Origin of the sequence: Streptomyces sp. NPDC051963 (genome assembly GCF_044593495.1) — a bacterium.
Classification (GTDB): Bacteria; Actinomycetota; Actinomycetes; order Streptomycetales; family Streptomycetaceae; genus Streptomyces.
Window position 1 is genome coordinate 131,807 of sequence record NZ_JBIUCC010000001.1, and the last position, 17,415, is coordinate 149,221.

Here is a 17,415-nt window from a genome sequence, read left to right on the forward strand (position 1 = left end):
CAGTGGCGCAGTCCCTGTCCTCCTCCGGGCTCTGCCCGTCGTCATGCGTACGCCGGCGGTCCCAGAGTTCGTCGTCGCAGGCCATGCGCAGGTGCAGTGGGATGTGACCGTTCCCTTCTCCTCGTCGGGGGTATCGACGACCCGAATGCCTCTGGGAAGTAGTCCAGTGCCCTTCTGAAGTCGTACTAGTTGAGCACCTCCTGGGCCGTCCTGGATTACCGCACAGCTCTCGCAGACCTCTCCGTCATCCTGGCCCAGCAGGGCCCGCCGCCAGCCCAGGCCCGGGAGTTGGCGTCCTACTCGTGAGTGACGACGGGATGCTGGCCGGGACCACCAAGAGTGCGGGTGACGGGGAGAAGTCACCGGCCAGTGGATGGGCGGTCAGCCAGCCGCACTGTGTTCGGTCTCCGGCACCGGGGGCAGCCAGTGCACGGCGTTGTCGCGGAAGGACGCGTGGATCGGCACGAGGTCTGCGCCGCTGGTGTCGTCAAGGGCGGTGACGTTGATGCCGATCTCTGGGATATCGCTGTCGATCGCCGCGAGACGGCTGCCGCAGGTCGGGCAGAAGCCGCGCTTCGCCTCGCCTTCGAAGGTCTCGTACCAGGTTGGCTCGCCGCCCTCACCGGTCCAGGTGACCGTCTCGAATCCCACCCACCACATCACTGGTGTGCCGCCGAGCTTTTGACAGTGGCGGCAGACACAGGTGTGGGGGAAGACGGCCGGCCCTCGGGTGGTGAAGCGGATGCGGCCGCACAGGCAGCCGCCGGTACGTTCCTCGGCCGCTTCGGCTCCCTGGGCGTCGGCGGGGGTGGCGTTCATCAGGTCATCTCCCAGGCGCGATGGGCAAGTTGAGCCCATCAGTGTGCCATCGCTTCCATGATCGCCAGGACGCTGTTGGCGGCCCTGGCGTGTCCCCGGCCGCGTGCGCCGATTGTGTAGGCGCCACGGGCCGGGCGACAAGACTGCGGCTCAGGGGCGTCCGAGGGCGCGGACGGTCCATCCGGCGTCGCGCCAGGTGACCGTGTTCAGGGTGCCGCGGCCGTCGATGACGCGCGGGGTGGCGGTGCGGGCGGCGAGCCGGTGCGGGTCGATGTGGGAGAACTGCGGCCACTCGGTCAGGTGCAGCAGCAGGTCGACGTCCTGAACGGCGGCGATCGGGTCGTCGATGTAGTCGAGCTCGGGGTGGGTCTTGCGGGCGTTGTCGAGGGCCTGGGGGTCGGTGACGGTGACGGTGGCGCCGAGTTCGTGGAGCTTCTGGGCGACGGCGAGGGCGGGTGAGTCGCGGATGTCGTCGGTGTTGGGCTTGAAGGCGGCGCCCCAGATGGTGATCCGCTTGCCGACGAGGTTGCCGTCGAGCTGCTGGCGGGCGAGGTCGACCATGCGTTCGCGGCGCCGGTTGTTGATCGCGTCGACCTCGCGGAGGATCGTCAGGGCCTGGTCGGCGCCGAGTTCGCCGGCACGGGCCATGAAGCCGCGGATGTCCTTGGGAAGGCAGCCGCCTCCGAAGCCGAGGCCGGGCCGCATGCCGTGGCGGCCGACGCGGACGTCGTGGCCGAGGATGTCGGCGAGCGTGGTGACGTCGGCTCCGGAGGCTTCGCAGACCTCGGCGATGGCGTTGATGAAGGAGATCTTCGTGGCGAGGAAGGCGTTCGCGGATGCCTTGGCGAGTTCGGCGGTGGCCCAGTCGGTGACGATCGTCGGCGTCCCCGATTCGATGATCTTCTCGAAGCACTGCCGCAGCATGGCCTCGGCCCAGGAGTGCTCGGACTCGAAGCCGAAGACGAGCCGGTCGGGGCGGAGGGTGTCCTCGATGGCGAACGACTCGCGCAGGAACTCCGGGTTCCAGGCGACCTCGACCGCGTCCCCGGCCGGCGCGAACTCGTGCAGCAGGTCGCGGATGCGAGGTGCGGTGCCGACCGGGACGGTCGACTTCACCGCGACGACGGCGGGGCCTTTCAGACGGGGTGCGAGCTGGCGGACTGCGGAAAACAGGTGGTTGAGGTCGTAGGCGTTTTCGCCGGGCTGCTGGGGGGTGCCGACCCCGATGAAGTGCAGGTCACCGAAGGCGGCGGCCTCCGCGTAGGAGGCGGTGAACCGCAGTCGGCCCGAGGCGGTGTGCTTGGTGAGGAGGTCGTCGAGGTCGCGTTCGTGGATGGGGGCCTTGCCGGAGTTGAGGACGGCGACCTTGTCCATGTCGGAGTCCATGCCGAGGACTTCGTGGCCGAGTTCGGCCATGCAGGCCGCGTGGGTGGCTCCGAGGTAGCCGCAGCCGATGACGGTGAGCTTCATGAGTGGGTTCCCTTGCGAGGTGGGGGCCGCCGACGGCCCCCACCTCTGCCCCGCCCTGGGGGGCGGGGTGTCAGGCGGGCCGGGTGGCCAGGTAGCGGTTGATGCCGTCCCTGATGAACGGCGGGATCGTGCGGAATGCGAGTCCTTCGGGGGCGAGGAACTGGAGCTTGACGCCCTCCGCCAGGGGCAGGGCGGTCTCGTCGCCGTCCCAGGAGGCCGCGAAGAAGGTGATCAGCTGCCCGGAGCCGTGCTCGTCGCGGATCTCGAACAGCTCGGTGAGGCCGTCGACAGCCAGGCCGGCTTCCTCGTCCAGCTCGCGGACGATCGTGGTGCGGGGGTCCTCGCCGGGGTCGCAGCCGCCGCCCAGAACGCTCCAGTGATCCGGCCAGGCGATCACGCCGGGCAGGTTGTCACGCAGGTGGAGAAGGAGTTCGCCGCGGCGGTTGGTGATGATCGCGACCGCTCCGCGGGCGGTGGCCGGGCTGTCGGCAGTGGTGTCCTGGTGCATCCGGACACCGTAGTGAGGTGAGGGATCGTCATGCGGCGGCCCTCACCGTCTGGTCGCAAAACCAGGCGGCCGCCATGAGGGCCTGCATCCGGGTGCGGTCGAACCGCCCGCCCGGCTTGAGCCCGCCCTCCAGCAACGGCCGCATCGCGGCCGGGGCCTCGGCAAGAGCCGTGTGGATCTGGGCGTCCGCCCAGGCGGCGAGCTGGCCGTTCAGCCAGGCCGGGACGGGGGAGGCAAAGCCGAGCTTGTCCCGGCTGCCCCAGACCTCCCGCGGCAGCCCGAGGGCCTTCGCGGCATCCCGCAGGATCCGCTTGCCCTCAGCAGGGTGGGCGATCTTGTGCTCGGCGGGCAGCCGGTAGGACAGCTCGACCAGGTCGCGGGCCAGGAAGGGCGACCGGCGTTCGAGAGCGTAGGCGGAGGCGAGCTTGTCGCTCGTCATCACCAGCGGCCTCCAGGCTGTCGCTAGGTCAGAGAGAGTGAAGCCGCGGGCCAGGTCCCCGCCGCTGGTGTCTATCGCGGTAGCGATCAGGTCGCGGATGCGGCCGTCGGGGTCGGGGCCGCGCAAGACGAGCCGGGTGACCGCGTCTGCGGGGTCGAGGTCCTCTCCGGCGGTATGCATGAGCTTCGCGGCCAGCGGCCGGTAGGCATCCATCCCGGCGGCCAGGACGGCATCTGGGCCGAACAGGACCAGGGAATGGCGGACGTAGCCCATGAGGAACTCGTCCGGGCCGAGGCCGCCGACGGCGACCTTCAGCCCGAGGCTGGCGATCTTCCGGTAGGCCATGTACTCGGAGAACGTGGACGCGTTGCCCATCGGGTAGTCCAGCGCGGACATCATGTGCGGCAGGACGTTGGTGAAGTCGACGTGGTCCGGTTCGACCACGATGAGTTCGGCGCCGATGTCGGCCGCGATCCGGGCGGCGGTCTTCGATTCGTCGAGCCGGTCCTGTCCGGGGTAGCGGACGGTGACGCAGACTGGCGGCCGCAGCAGGTAGGCCAGCACCGACGAGTCGAGCCCGCCGGAGAGTAAGAGCGCGAAGTCGCAAGCCGGGGCCCGCAGCGGGACCTGCTCGGCCAGGACGACGGAGAACTTCGCCAGGGCCTCGGCATAAGTGCCCTCGAACGGCTGCCGGTCCTGAAGGCGCCAGTAGACGTGCTGGTCCAGCGAGCCGCTGGCGACGTCGAAGGACAACAGGGTCGCGGGGGCCAGCAGCTGGATGCCCTGGAAGGGGGTGTCGACGCCGACCGGCGTCTCGATCGCCAGCACCTCGGGGCGCAGGACCAGCGGGGCGGTTCCGTAGCCGGTCAGGGTGGTGACCTCGGAGGCGAACGCGAGCCGGCCGCCGTCCAGGCGCCAGTAGAGCGGCTTCTCGCCGAGCCGGTCGCGGGCCAGGAACAGCTTCCCGACGCGCGGGTCATAGACGGCCAGGGCGAACATGCCGTCCAGCCCGTCGAGGCAGGACGGGCCGATCCTGGCCCAGGCCCGCAGCACGAAGTGCGCGTCTGTGTCCCTGGGGCCGAGCGGGATGCCCCAGGCGGTGGCCTGCTGGCGGTAGTTGTAGATCTCGCCGTTGAATGCCAGCAGCACCCCGGACTCGCGCTCCAGGTAGGGGCCGGGTATCGCCTGTGGGTCGACGATCAGCAGCGTGTTCATGGCCAGCACCGCCCGCCCGTCGCCTGCGGCGGCGTGCATGGTGCCGTCAGGGCCGCGGTGGGCCTGGGTGGCGCCCATAGCGCCGACCGTGTGCTCGTGCCGGGCGGCGTCGGCTCCGGCCAGTCCTGCGATTCCGCACATATACTGGTTCACCCCCGAGTGTGGTGGTGCCTTGGCGGCGGCCGCCGCCGGAAGGAGATCCATTCCGGTCCCGGCGGCGGCCTGGGCTCTCATCACAGCCCCCCGCGAAGATCACGGGGAGGGCTCGCAGGGGGGCTCACAACTCGCAAACGCGGTTCGCGGCCGGGCCAGGAGGAATATCGTCAGAGACCCAACACACGGACCATGTACGACTCTTCGTCCCCAGTCGAGTACGGATCTCTCGTGCTCCACCAAGTACAGACATACGTGCTCAACCGTCTGTTCGAGCCGTGCGTGGTCCGGTCACCGGCAAAGGGGACAGTCGTGGCATCGACCGCCCGCCGGACCCGTCCGCCCAACGCGGACCTGGCCCGGCTCATCGAAGCCAGCGGCGCGAGCCACAAGTCCCTGGCTCTGCGCGTCAACCAGCTCGCTCATGCCGCCGGGATAGAGACCGACTATTCGCATACTTCGGTGGCGAACTGGTGCAGACGTGGGATGACGCCGAAATGGCCGGTCCCCAAGCTGTTGTCGCAGGCCATCGGCGAGAGGCTCGGCCGCCCCGTCAACCTCGGCGAGATCGGAATGGGCGAGGCGGAGACAACCGACGCGGATGTGGGGTTGGATTTCCCGCGAGACCCCGCCGACGCCGTCCGCGCCGCCACTTCGTTCTGGAGCTCCGTGAACCGCCGCGACTTTCTGGCCGGATCCGGCTTCGCCGCCTCCGCCTTCACCACCCCCGTCACCCGATGGCTCGTCACGCCCGCCGACGAGACCGCCGACCACAAGGGCGGCCAGCAGGTCGGCCGGGCCGACCTCGACGAACTGCGCGACGCGGCCGACGACGCCCGCCGCTGGGACTCCAAGTACGGCGGGGGGAACTGGAAGGCCAACTCCGTCACCGACTGCCTCGACCATCGCGCGGGCCCGCTGCTGCAGGGCAGCTTCTCCGACGAGATCGGCCGTGAACTCTTCAGCGTGACCGCCGAATTGTCGAGATTGGCAGGCTGGACGGCCTTTGACGTCGGGCAGCACGACGCCGCCCAGCGGCACTTCATCCAGGCTCTCCGCCTCGCCCGCGCCGGCGGCGACGTCCAGCTGGGCTGCTATGTCCTGACCACCATGGCGATGCAGTCCCTGATGCGTGGATTCGCGTCCGAGGCCGTGGACATGGCCCAGGGCGCCTTCGAGCGGGCCAAGGGCCAGGCCGTCCCCCGCGTGCTGGCGTTCACCAAGCTCATCGAGGCCCGAGCCCATGCCCGCGAGAACGACGCCAAGGCCGCCTCGAAGGCCCTGAAGACCTCCGAGGACCTGCTGGATCAGGCCAAGGACGACAGCGGCGAGGAGCCCGCCTGGATCGACTTTTATGCGCACTCGCGTTTGTCCGCGGACGCCGCCGAGATCTTCCGCGATCTGAAGAATCCCAAGATGGCCCTCACCTGGAACCAGCAGGCCGCCGCCATGCCGACCGGGGTGTTCACCCGCTCTGTCGGCATGCGGCTCGCCATCGTCGGAACCGCTCACCTGCAGGCGCGCGACCTGGACCACGGCCTGGAGCTCGGCAACCGGTCCGTCGACATCCTCGCCCGCGTCCAGTCCTCCCGGGCCAAGGACTATGTCCGCGAGTTCAACACCGCCCTCGCCCCCTGGCGGCGCGAGCCGGCCGTGCGCGAGTTCATCCACCGGACCCGCAAGGAACTCGGCGTCGCCGCTTGACGGCCTGCTCTCCTTAATCGCCGGACGGGCGGAGTGGGATGACGTTGTCGGGGACAGGCTGGTCTTGGCCATCGGGTTGCCGGAGGATGAGAACGGCTGCCGCGAGGGCCATCTGCTCCGCTCGATGCCGGGACTGGGCCTCGGCGGCCCGGGAGTCCTTGAGAGCTCCCTTCAGGCGGACCACCTCCTTACGAAGCCGCCTTTCGACCTCCGGCGTCTGGTGCGTTTCCGTACGCACCCGCGCGTAGAACTCCTCCTTGAGGTCGGCGTGGCGCTTTTGCAGCGCCATGCGGTGGACACCGGCCTCGGCGGCGAGCGCGACCACCGTGAGGCTGCCGTTGGAGCAGGTGGGCTGGCCGGCCAGGAGGCGGTCCATGGCCGAGCGGATGCGGGAACGCTCGTCCTCGTCCTGCTGGTTCATGCGATGGCCTCCTCGGCGGACTGGGCGGCGGAGTCGTGGGCGTCTGCGAGAGCGCGGAACCGGGCGGCGGTCAGGCGAAGCCGGTCGCCCAGGGGCTGGGGCATCAGGGCTGCCCTCGCATCGAGACGACCAGCGTGCTCTCGCGCCGCCTGTGCGTGACTGTCGATGCGGACCGCGTTGCCGCAGCCGAGCTGGCAGGCGAACTGGTTGGGTGCCGTCGCCCCGGGATCCGGGTCGCACAGGGCGGTGTCGCGCTTGAAGACGCAGATGAGGAACGCGTCCGGGTTGTCGAAGAGTACGAGGCCGTCGCGCGCGAGGAACTTGGCGGCGGCCTTCGGGGTGGTCAGGGCACCTTGGAAGCTGGTGATCGAGGTTGCTCCAATGAGAGCCCGTCGAGCAGCGGGACCGGAGATCTTCTCGCCGGCCGCCGCGGCGTCGCGCGGCGGCGAGAGCGGTCTCGACGTAGAGCTCCCCGTGGAACCCCCGACGACCGCGGTTGCCGTAGCCGGTGGAGGTGCGGGCGTCCAGGGCGGTGCGCATGTGTCCGTACTGGATGGCGAGGGCAACCAGACCGCCGGGGCGGCGGGCGATATGCCAAGCCAAAGTTCTGCGCAGACGGCTCAAGCCAAGGTTGCCGTGCGGGTCCTCCGGCACCATCTGGGCGGGCAGGCCCTGGGCGGTGGCCTCCTGGTTGATCCACGACACGAGATTCTCGACTCGGCGGCCCAGGCCGGCGCGCTTCAGCGCACCGTGGTGCTTGCGCTGGGAGACGACATCGTGGTGGGTGGAGCTGAACAGGAGCTCGCCCTTGGGGACGATGCGTTCCAGGACACGGATGGCGTTGACGACCGGGGTGATCGCGACCCAGGGGACGGCCCGCTCCTCACCAGCGGAGACGTGGTGGCCGTCGGAGTCGCGGACGTTCTTGTAGTGGTGGGCTCGGATCAGATGCCGCGGCATGGAGCCATCCTCGTGGGGTTCCGGATCGGGGCAGCAGCCGGACCGCAGCGATTGAGCCTCCTGGGGGCGCATCCCGGTCAAATACAAGATCACGATGGCGGCGGCCGTGGCCAGGTGACGCACCAGGATCGGCGTCTCCTCATAGTCCATGAACTCGCGCCAGGGCCGCCCCTCGATCCGGCCCATCACTGGCACCTGCATCGGGCTGGGGCCGGGCCGCCGGGCGGCGAGCGCACGGAGCCCGCGCCGAGTAACGAATGCGTGGACCTGGTTCCAGCTGGCTCCCGTGACCGCCGCGACGTAGTGATGGGCCAGAGTGATGCCGTGCTTTCGACTCACGGTGGCGGGCAGGAGAGCCCCGGAATCGACCAGCGGCTGCAGATAGTTCTTGACGGCCGACAGACCCCCTCGGGTGGTCGGAGTGGCCTTCACGCGGGCGTGCATGCGGCGGCGCTCGGCCCAGGCGGCCAGGATGTCGTCGGAGAAGTCCTCGACCAGGCGGATCGACCACGTCAGCAAGGGACCGATCACCGTCGGGTCCAGTGGCTCCGTTTTGTTCTCCCCGCCCGCCTCCCCCTTCGCGGCCGGCAGGTAGACGTCGATGCCCTCGCTCTCCCAAGGCGGCTGCGTGATACCGCAGGGGCTGACGGACAGCTGGTCGAAGGCCCACAGGTCCGAGAGCCAGCGCAGAACCGTCAGGGCATGATCCCGCGTGCAGCCGCTGGTGCGCGCGGCGGCGTACGCCTTCCAGTGCTCCACGGTGCAGTCGCTGAGCTGGGGCACGCCTTGCCGGTCGAGCCAGCGCGCGAACTTCATCCACTGCAGGATGTTGTCGCGCATGCTGATCACGCCGTCGCGTCCCCGGTTCTGAAAGCCCCGTTCCTGTACGTAGGTGGGGCGTAGCTCGCCGTTGATCAGGACCCAGATGAGGCACCTGAACTCGCTTCTCAGGGAGGCGGGGCACCTCTTCATATTGATCTTGTGGATGCTGTCCCCGGGGTTGTCGGTCAGCGGTCCCATCGACCAGACGTCCTCGCTGTAGCGGGAGTTGGGGTGGGTGTTGCCGGCGCTGATCCACCGGTCCATCACCACCGGGCTCTCCGGCCCCGGCAGGGGCAGGACGTAGGGATCCGCCTCGAGGGTCAGAGCTGTCGTCACGGGGCGAGGTCTCCCTTGAGCAGGTGGTCGACGATCACGTGGTCGCGGTCGGTGATCCGAGCCAGAGCGGCGTCCCAGGTGCTCTCGTTGACCTTTGTCCGCAGGTCATCGAGTCGCTGGAGGTGTTCGTCCCATCGCTTGCGCCAGAGTTTCTCGGGCCAGCTGGAGCGGAGCGATATCAACTGGCGGCGCAGGAGCGCGAGGCGCGGGTGGTGGCCGGTGTGGACCCGGGAGTTCTCGCAGGACAGGCAGAGCAGGAAGTCAGCGCCGCAGCCCCCGCTCGGGTCCGGCCAGGGACTGGTCTCCTCGTCCGCGCAGTCCGCGGTCCCGGTCTCCTGGTGGGCCGCGTCGGCCGCGTCCGAGAGGCGCCCCTTGAAGGTGTAGTCGCGGGCCTGTTCGAGGGCTTCCTCGGCGCCGGCCGCAATCACGTCCACGGCCGCTTGCTGGACGTTCTCGTCGGGCAAGACGTAGACGCTCTCGTGGGTGCCGCGTTTGTGCTGCAGCGGCTTGCCCGTTGTGGTGACGGTGGTCCTGCGGGCGCGTTGGAAAGGCGAGCCGATCTTGTGAGAGCTCGCCCATACTCGTGCATCGGCCTTGGACACCCCGAAGCACAGCGGGCCGACGTTCCGGGGCCGGTCCAGATTGGAGTCCACACCAGTACGACTCCGGTTGTGGGCGACCATCAGCAGGTCGGGTCCCGGCGACAGCGCGGCGGCCAAGGTTCGCCCGGGCCCCGTGGCTTCCAGGGCCTGGGTGATGAGCCTGCCCGGCGAGTCCGCACCGGAGTCGGTGTAGCTCTCCGTGTCGAACCAGCGCCCCTCGCCCGAGCGGCGCTTCTCCACCAGGACCTCGTAGGTGACCGTGGCGGTCTCTCCCGCGGACGGGGTCGTCACGAGCACGTGCAGACGGTCGAAGACCGACAGATTCCAGCCGTAGCGGTCCGTCATCATCACGGCCAGGGCCGTCAGTTCCGCCCGGCTCAGGAACAGCCGACCCGTAGTCTTCCCGCGGTTCTTTCCGCGCAGCAGCCCTTCGGCTCGTGTGTAGACCTTCCCGTCCTTGTCCGGGTATCCGGGCAGTTCGCCCGTGGCGGCGATGTGCTCGAGGGCCACCCCGACCCTCCAGTCACGGCTGTCCGGGTCCAGTGCGCCCGCCCGGTAGCGGGCGAGCAGCGCGGTGTTCTCCCGGATCCGCAGCAGCGCGGTACGGAACTGCCGTTCGGCGGACAGCAGCACCTGGTCGCGCTCCGACGGCCGGTAGGACTGCTTGGACGGCTTGCCCTTCTTCGGAACGGGGCGGGCCAGTTCCTCGGCGGCCAGGCCCTGCGCCAGCCGCGGCTCGCGTTTCAGCAGCGTACGCATCTTGGCCAGGGCCTCGCGCCCGCCGGGGGTGTCCTTGTGGTTGTTGCGCCAGAGCCGGAGCGTGGCGGAGGTGAGGTCGCCCAGGTCCTCGGCCGGCTGGCCCTGGTCCTTGAGGAACCGGGCGAAGACCTCGATAGATCGCCAATATGACTCGCCGCTCGCGTGGCTGTTCCATCCCATGGACTGTTCGGCGAACGCTCGCGCAAGGGAGCAGCGCATCGACTGGGGCACGGCGATCGCGGCGAAGTCGAAGACACGCTCGAAGCCTTCCTTGTTCACCACGGTGGCCTGCAGTCCGTCGGCGGCTATCCGCTGGGTTGCCTGGAAGTCGGGCGGCGGCAGGACGGCTTTGCGCCCCCGCCCGCTCACGATGCCGCCGCGACGGGCAGGGCATCGACCAGCAGCTCGATGTCCTGGATCCCGGAGGTTTCCCGGGCCAGCTGGGCGAACAGGCCGTTCAGATCCTTCGTCCGGTCCGTCTCGCCGTGCTCGTCCTCGGTGTCGAAGGCGAGGATCGACTCCAGCTGCAGGTGCATGACCGGGTTGAGGTAGTGCTCCTTCGTCGTCTCGACGTCCCGGTGTCCCAACAAGGTCTTCACCAGCCACCACGGGTCGCCGTAGAGCTGAGCGAAGTCGCGTCGGTCCGCGACGGTCAGCCCGTACTTCTTGTCCATGAGCTCGTTCAGCACGATCAGCATGTAGAGCGCCATGGAATGGCGCGCGGCATGCGGGCTCGCGTACGGGGCCTTCCCCCGTACCGCAGCCGACCTCAGCGGGCGCGGGATCTCTCGTTCCTCCGGCGTCAGCAGAGCTTCCTCGCATCGCTGATTGGCCTGCCAGAACACCGTGTTCCATCGGTCCGGCAGCATCGGCATGCCCTGCTCGGTCAACCACAGCCATGCCGGCTCCGGGCCGTGCGACCCCTCGACGAACAGCCACTGCCGCTCGCGCCAGTCCAGCAGGCTCAACTCCCGCCGGCCTGCCACCCCGGCCCGGTCCACCCAGTGCACGACCGGAGCCCGGCCGTGCGTCACGTTCGTGACCAGCCGCATCAGCGGCAGCTTCTCGTAGCGGCCCTCCTGCTGGGCACGCTGGATAGCCCACGCCCGCTCGGACTCGCTGTAGGCACCGAGCTGGCGCACCGACTCGACCGAGGTGTAGTACGTGCGGTCACGCTTCGACCGCGACAGCGCGCTGGCCACCTGGCCATGGCAGTAACGTCCAGACCGAAGGCGCCGGGTCGGCACTTCGAACGTCAGCATCGCCCCGGCTTCCTGCCGCCGCAGGCCCGAGCTGAGCGCCAGACCCACGAACGAGGTGTTCCGCAGTTCGGTTCGTCCGTCCCAGCCGGGCAACGGTGCCCCGTCGCGGTCAAGTCCTCGTAGCCCCAGGTCTTGCCACAGACCCCAGGTCCGCGGCGTCAGCCACGACACCCGAGAGCTACGCGCGCTTGCCTCCCGGTCCGCGCGACGCCCCACGTCCAACGGGAGAGGACTCACCTTGGCCCATTTGTAGAGCTGGGTCAGCGCAGTTGCCCCCCGGTTCCACTTCGCACCGCCGACTCGCTGCGGATTCAACGGCGAATCGACGCGGAATTCCTTGTACGCCCGCAAGTCCGCGTCGGTCGCCGCCCGCCAGTGAACGCCCCTCCGCCAAAGCCACGACAGCAGCAGACGGATATCCGTCGCGTAATTCCGACGCGATTCTCTCTCCAGGTCGCGAAAATCGGGCCAGAGAGCGAACTGCAGCAATTCTGCGTCCACGACGAAATCAGGCCGTACAAAGACCGGATCGCCCGGCCGAAGCCCCACCGCGTCCAAGGCGGTTGGCAGGTCGCGGACCCCCAGCACCCCCTCCTCCGGCAGCGGCCCCCACCGCTCCGGATCCGGCACGAACACCAGCCATCACTCGTCCATCTGCCACCCCTGTGAGCCCCTTGAACTTACTCAATCATCAGGGAAACAGGTGTGAGGGAAGACAGCCGGCCCCCGGGCGGTGAAGCGGATGCGGCCGCATAGGCAGCCGCCGGTACGTCCCCCGGCTTCTTCGCCCTCCCTGGGCGTCGGCGGCGGGAGTGGCGTTCATCAGGCGATCTCCTGGGATCGGTTGGTAAATTGAATCCACCAATGCGCCATCCCTTCCAAGATCGTCAGGACGCCGTCGGCGGCCTGCGGAGGCGTCGCGGGCCGGGCGACAAGGCTCCGGCTCAGGGGCGGCCGAGGACGTGGACGGTCCATCCGCCGTCGCGCCAGGTGCCGGCGTTGAGGGTGCCGCGGCCGTCGATGACCCCCGGGCTCCCGGCGCAGGTGGCGACGGCGGTGCCGGCCGATGTGGAGAACCGCGGCAGCTCGGTCAGGTACAGCAGCATGTCGGCGTCCTGAACGGCGGCGATCGGGTCGTCGGCGTAGTCGAGTTCGGAGTGTGCCTTGCAGGCGCTGTCCGGGACCTGCGGATCGGTGACGGTGACTTCGGCGCCGAGTTCGTGGAGCTTCTGGGCGACGGCGAGGGCAGTCGAGTCGCGGATGTCGTCAGTGTTCGGCTTGCAGGCCGCGCCCCAGAGGGTGATCTGCTTGCCAGGTCGCGACTGTCCTGGCCGACGGCGTGTGCGCCGCCGACTCGGCGGGGTTTCTCGGGTGGTGACGCACCCTCGTTTGAACAGCACTTGGGATGCCGCACAGAATGGCTGGCATGGCGCGATGGGGGCAGGCTCCAGTGACGCTGCTGGGTTGTGGCTCGGAGATCGCGAAGATCAACCGTCTGATCACGAACGTCCGGAACGGCATCAGCGGCGCCCTGGTCATTCGCGGCGAGGTGGGTCGGCAAGTCCACGCTCCTCAACCGCGCCGCCCACCGGGCGGCGGACCTGCGATGCCTGCGCTGAGGCGGTGTGCAGTGCGAGGTGAAACTGCCCTTCGCCGGTCTGCATATGCTGCTGCACCTCTTCATTCCAACGCCACCATCCGCTCCCGCGCCTGCCTTGGTCATTGGTCAAGCCGGACGATCACGGCGGGCACGTGCTCCGCCGGGATCTCCAGGGATACCTGACCTGCACCTGGCGGCGTCGGCGCCCGCAACGGCACCAGGCGACCGCCCTCGCCGCTTCGGCCGTCATCCCTGCTGCGGATTGCCCATGCCTGCGCCCGCGCGGTAGGTACCGGGGGTGATGCCTACCGTCTGGGCGAAGGTTTGGACGAAGGCGCTGGTTGTCGCCCAACCGCAGGCGTGGGCGGTGTCGGTGACGCCGGCGCCCTCGGCGAGCATGACCATCGCGGTGAAGATCCGGACACGGGTGCGCCACTGAGGGAAGGTCATGCCGAACTCGTCGCGGTAGAGACGGGAGAGGGTGCGCTCGCTGGTGTGCACACGCCCGGCGAGCTGGGCGAGGGTGCAGGGCTGGTGCAGGTCTTCTTCGACGAGGCGGCAGGCATCGGCCAGTCGTTGGTCGCGGGCCGCGGGCAGGGCGACGGGCTGGGCTGCCACGCGGCGTAGTCGGTCGCGCAGCACTGCTTCGATGTGCCGGGTCTCGGTCTGCGTGAGGGTGGTGCTGGTGAGCGCGATGAGCAATTCGCGCACCAGCGTGTCGACGGCGATGACCGTGGGACATTCGGCGTCGAGCAGGGGCGTCCTGCCGTGGGCGGGGAAGCCGACGGTGTGGAAGCGACTCCGGCCGTAGAAGCGGTGTTCGTGCCAGGTATTCGCCGGAATCCACACGGCGCGGTCGTTGGAGGCAATCCAGGAGCCGTGTTCCGTGGTGATCGCGAGCACGCCCGAGCTGACGTAGATCAGCTGGTGGTCGTCGTGGCGGTGCCGGTCGATGGTCTCGCCGCCACCGAGGAACCGTGTGGTGGTCGGCGCGATGGGCTCGTGGCGGATCTGCGACATGAACAGGCAGAATACGGGAAGCGCGCCCGGGGTGTTCCTGTCCATCGTGAGTGTGTGACAACGATCCAGGAAACAAGTACTCCCCGTGACGCCGGTGGTCCGCCCGGGCACTGGCGTCGGATGCGGATCTGGGCCGGCGCCCATGCCGTCGACGACTTCTACCAGGGCCTGGTACCCGCCGCGGTCCCCTACTTCGTGCTCCATCGCGACTTCAGTTATGTGCAGGCTTCGGGGCTGGCACTTGCCGCGACGCTCGGCAGTGCGTTGCCGCAGGTGCCGATCGGACTGCTCGCCGACCGGTTCCGGCTGCGATGGATGTCGCCGCTGGGGGTCGGCCTGGCGGGTATCGGGGCGGGCCTGTCCGGACTGACGCCCTCGTACCCGCTGGTGTTCGCCCTCCTGCTGGTGGCGGGTGTCGGTATCGCGATGTTCCATCCGCCCGCGGGGCGCGATGCGCGCCGTGCGGCCGGGGGCAGTGCCACCGCGATGAGCTACTTCGCCGCGGGCGGCAGCGTGGGGTTCTTCGTCGCACCGGCGCTGGTCACACCGGCCCTGGACACCCTCGGGATGAGCGCGACCGCGCTTTTCATCCCGCCTGCCGTCCTCATGGGCTTCGTCCTGCTGCGCCACCACAACCGCACGTCCGATACGGCGGTCAGGAAAGTGCGGCGCCAGGGCAAGGACCGGCCAGGCCGGTTCGCGGCCCTGACCGCCGTCGAGGTCGTCCGGTCCACCATCTCGACCGGGCTGAACACCTTCATCTCGCTGTACTGGATCCGCCATCTGGAAGCGAGCAGCGGCCTCGGTGGTCTCGCCCTGACACTTGAACTCGGCGGCGGTGTGGCCGGCACGCTGCTCGGCGGGCGGCTGGCAGACCGCATCGGCATGGTGCGCACCGTACAGATCGGCAACGCGGCGATGCTGCCCGCCCTGTGGCTCATGTTGATCTGCGACGACAAATACGCCGCGCTGCCGCTTGCGCTGCTGGTCGGCCTGATCTCGAACATCCCGTTCGCCGTCCTCATCAAGCTCGGCCAGGACTACCTGCCCAGCCGACCCGGGACCGCTGCCGGCGTCACTCTCGGCCTCGCGGTGAGCGCCGGCGGACTGTTCATGCCGCTGCTGGGCATCATCGCAACCCACTACGGTCCCCGGGGCGCACTCGCGGTACTCGCCACCGTGCCGGTGCTCGCGATGCTGCTCTCCGCCTTCCTCCGCGAACCGGTCCAGGACGAACCGGTGCCCGCCAAGGACACATCCCTGACCGCCCCCTGACGTTCCGATCAGACACACGCTGTTGCGCCCGGCCCGGTGCACGAGCAGCCGTGAACCGGACGAGCTGCGCAGCGACGACTACGCCGCGATGAACGAGAAGCCGGCCCGCTTCCCGAAGATTCGATCGACCGCGCGCGCCGATCGCTTTTGGGTCGGCTCAGTTCCGATCCACTAATTCTCAGCGCCACACCATGAGCGCGAAGTAGCGGCCGTCAACGTCGGTGCAGTGCCAGTGATCGTCTGTCCACCATCCCCTGGCCACACCGTTCCTGCCCGCGTCGAGGCAGGCTACAGCGGCGGCGAGTTTGCTGACACTCCCCGAGCCGTAGGGAAAGGATGCGAACCGTTCCCATGCGAGCGGCTGCACGTCTTCAGCCCCGCTGAATGCCTGCGAGTGCGACACAGATCCCGCTGGTGCTGTCTGATCAGCTGTTGCAGGGCCGGCAACCGCGAGGCTGCTGCCGCCGAGCACGGTGACCAGCACAAGCGTCGTCCCTAATTTCCTGAAACGCATTCCGGTTCCTTTCCAGATGTGAATGGGTGGAGCGGTGCCGGCGGGCTGGGCGTCACCGGTCCTGTTGTGGACCGTCAGCATGCTGAGCTGGTCCGCGGGACGGCAGGCCAGATCCGCCCAGATCCACCACCTGGCGGGCCTGGGCGAGCAGCATCGAGCGCCTGGGGCCGAACCGCAGCCGGCTGTGCTCGGTGGGCTGCGCGAGGACACCATGCGGCAGCCGGCCCTCTCGCGGCCCGCGCGGCACTTGTTCTCCAACACGCCTGCGCCAGAAGAAGATGAGCGTCATCCGCCGATCGACCAGAACGGCGTGGACAAGTTCGTCACCTGCCCATTCGGAAGCGTGACGGGCCCTCCCCTCCGGTGCAGTTGGTGCCCAGCCAGAGCTTCTGGGTGAGGCCTGTTCGGTTGTAGGCCGAGAGATACCCGCGTATGCCGACCAAGGTAGGGATTCCAGCGAATGTGCAGTTGCCCGGCCGAGTCAGAACGAACGACTTCCAGCCGGGCAGCTCGCCGCCGTTGGTGCTGGCGTAGACGCAGATGAGACCCCGCGGGCAGTTGCTGAAGTCGGCGGGCCCGATGGGGCCATCGTCGGTTGTGGCCACCATGACCCGGCCTGTGCTGCCAGGCGTGACGGCTCCAGCAGCCGTGCCCGTCGGTGCGGCAGCCATCAGCAGGCCGGCGATATTGGCCGTAGTACCGAGCAGGCCAAGGACACGCCCCTTCATCGTCGCTCCGATCACTTCTGTTCTCCCTTCCCATTGAGGCCGCAACGGCAGCTGCAGACCGCCGCGCGGGCTGCTGTTTCACACGGTGCCGCGTGAATGTGGGCAGGAACCTTGCAGGAAACTTGCCTCACTGGTCATCGCGGGCCGACCGACACGGCGGGCGCAAATACGTCCATGAGGGAAGCGCCCGACGGAATTTCTGTGGAGCCGCTGATCGACCGGGTCTGGGAAGGGGTTCGAATCCCGCGGAGTGCGTGCTCTGGAGGGCTTTTCGGTTCCCTCTGCCATCGTGTGCCCCATGGGTGAACTTGTTGAGCGGGTTGACGACCGTGACGAGGTGCTGGCTGTCGTGGAGAGGGGGGAGGCGATCCGTCAGCGGTGGCTGCATCGCATATCGACGATCGTGTGCCGCAACGGCGCGGGGCGTTTCCTTGTCCACCGCCGTCCAGACGATGTCGCCCTTTTCCCGGGACAGATCAACTGGATGCTCGGAGGCGCGGTGGACGTGGCCGAGTCGTATGAGGAGGCTGCTGCGCGCGAGTTGGTGGAAGAGCTTGGTGTTCACGCCCGTCCTCGCTTTCTGTTCAAATTCTTGTGCGAGGGCGCGATCAGCCCGTATTGGCTCGGTCTGCATGAGGTCGTCGTCACGACACCGGTCCGGCCCAACCCTTCGGAGGTTGCTTGGCATGACTGGCTGACTGAGTCCGAACTGACGGACCTGGTCCGGCATCGGGAGTTCGTTCCGGATGCTCGGGAGGCGTTCGACCGATATCGCGCTCTGCCGGTGCAGCCAGGAGCGATGTGAGCT

The 17,415-nt window shown here is 68.7% G+C and carries 14 protein-coding genes; 3 read left to right on the plus strand and 11 right to left on the minus strand.

Annotation, left to right across the window (positions count from 1 at the left end):
* Nucleotides 1–381: 381 nt before the first annotated feature.
* The 4 genes from ACIHFB_RS00610 to ACIHFB_RS00625 form a co-directional block, all read right to left on the minus strand.
* Nucleotides 382–819, minus strand: coding sequence for a GFA family protein (locus tag ACIHFB_RS00610; RefSeq protein ID WP_365282158.1), 438 nt, complete (start codon nucleotides 817–819; stop codon nucleotides 382–384).
* Between the two features lie 150 nt (nucleotides 820–969).
* Nucleotides 970–2,289, minus strand: coding sequence for a UDP-glucose/GDP-mannose dehydrogenase family protein (locus ACIHFB_RS00615; RefSeq protein WP_365282159.1), 1,320 nt, complete (start codon nucleotides 2,287–2,289; stop codon nucleotides 970–972).
* 70 nt (nucleotides 2,290–2,359) lie between these two features.
* Nucleotides 2,360–2,797, minus strand: coding sequence for an NUDIX domain-containing protein (locus tag ACIHFB_RS00620; protein ID WP_365282160.1), 438 nt, complete (start codon nucleotides 2,795–2,797; stop codon nucleotides 2,360–2,362).
* 28 nt (nucleotides 2,798–2,825) lie between these two features.
* Nucleotides 2,826–4,685 (minus strand): asparagine synthetase B family protein, encoded by a 1,860-nt coding sequence (locus ACIHFB_RS00625; protein ID WP_400124690.1) that lies wholly within the window; start codon nucleotides 4,683–4,685, stop codon nucleotides 2,826–2,828.
* Nucleotides 4,686–4,916: 231 nt separating this feature from the next.
* Here ACIHFB_RS00625 and ACIHFB_RS00630 point away from each other — a divergent pair, with 231 nt between their 5' ends.
* Nucleotides 4,917–6,308, plus strand: a complete 1,392-nt coding sequence (locus ACIHFB_RS00630; protein WP_365282162.1) for a sporulation protein — start codon at nucleotides 4,917–4,919, stop codon at nucleotides 6,306–6,308.
* Nucleotides 6,309–6,321: 13 nt separating this feature from the next.
* Here the strand turns inward: ACIHFB_RS00630 and ACIHFB_RS00635 are convergent, their stop codons facing one another.
* From ACIHFB_RS00635 to ACIHFB_RS00655, 5 genes are all read right to left on the minus strand, one after another.
* Nucleotides 6,322–6,729 (minus strand): hypothetical protein, encoded by a 408-nt coding sequence (locus ACIHFB_RS00635; RefSeq protein ID WP_332437413.1) that lies wholly within the window; start codon nucleotides 6,727–6,729, stop codon nucleotides 6,322–6,324.
* Between the two features lie 2,114 nt (nucleotides 6,730–8,843).
* Nucleotides 8,844–10,577, minus strand: coding sequence for a hypothetical protein (locus ACIHFB_RS00640; RefSeq protein ID WP_365282163.1), 1,734 nt, complete (start codon nucleotides 10,575–10,577; stop codon nucleotides 8,844–8,846).
* Nucleotides 10,574–12,109, minus strand: coding sequence for an integrase (locus tag ACIHFB_RS00645; RefSeq protein WP_400125569.1), 1,536 nt, complete (start codon nucleotides 12,107–12,109; stop codon nucleotides 10,574–10,576). The genes ACIHFB_RS00640 and ACIHFB_RS00645 overlap by 4 nt, the downstream gene beginning before the upstream one ends.
* 305 nt (nucleotides 12,110–12,414) lie before the next feature.
* Nucleotides 12,415–12,870, minus strand: a complete 456-nt coding sequence (locus tag ACIHFB_RS00650; RefSeq protein WP_365282165.1) for a UDP binding domain-containing protein — start codon at nucleotides 12,868–12,870, stop codon at nucleotides 12,415–12,417.
* A gap of 446 nt (nucleotides 12,871–13,316) precedes the next feature.
* Nucleotides 13,317–14,090, minus strand: coding sequence for an AraC family transcriptional regulator (locus ACIHFB_RS00655; RefSeq protein WP_400125571.1), 774 nt, complete (start codon nucleotides 14,088–14,090; stop codon nucleotides 13,317–13,319).
* A 120-nt stretch (nucleotides 14,091–14,210) separates the two neighbouring features.
* Between ACIHFB_RS00655 and ACIHFB_RS00660 the strand changes: the two genes are divergently transcribed.
* Nucleotides 14,211–15,365 carry an MFS transporter gene (locus ACIHFB_RS00660; RefSeq protein WP_400125573.1) on the plus strand — a complete coding sequence of 385 codons (1,155 nt, stop codon included), beginning with the start codon at nucleotides 14,211–14,213 and terminating at the stop codon, nucleotides 15,363–15,365.
* A 178-nt stretch (nucleotides 15,366–15,543) separates the two neighbouring features.
* Here the strand turns inward: ACIHFB_RS00660 and ACIHFB_RS00665 are convergent, their stop codons facing one another.
* Together ACIHFB_RS00665 and ACIHFB_RS00670 are read right to left on the minus strand one after the other, a co-directional pair.
* A complete protein-coding gene (locus tag ACIHFB_RS00665) occupies nucleotides 15,544–15,960 on the minus strand; it encodes a hypothetical protein (protein WP_365282167.1) in 417 nt (138 codons plus the stop codon).
* A 242-nt stretch (nucleotides 15,961–16,202) separates the two neighbouring features.
* Nucleotides 16,203–16,622: a hypothetical protein gene (locus ACIHFB_RS00670; protein ID WP_400124693.1), complete on the minus strand. Its 420-nt coding sequence runs from the start codon at nucleotides 16,620–16,622 to the stop codon at nucleotides 16,203–16,205.
* Between the two features lie 283 nt (nucleotides 16,623–16,905).
* Between ACIHFB_RS00670 and ACIHFB_RS00675 the strand changes: the two genes are divergently transcribed.
* Entirely contained in the window at nucleotides 16,906–17,412 is a 507-nt protein-coding gene (locus ACIHFB_RS00675; protein WP_400124695.1) for an NUDIX hydrolase, read from the plus strand.
* Nucleotides 17,413–17,415 lie beyond the last annotated feature (3 nt).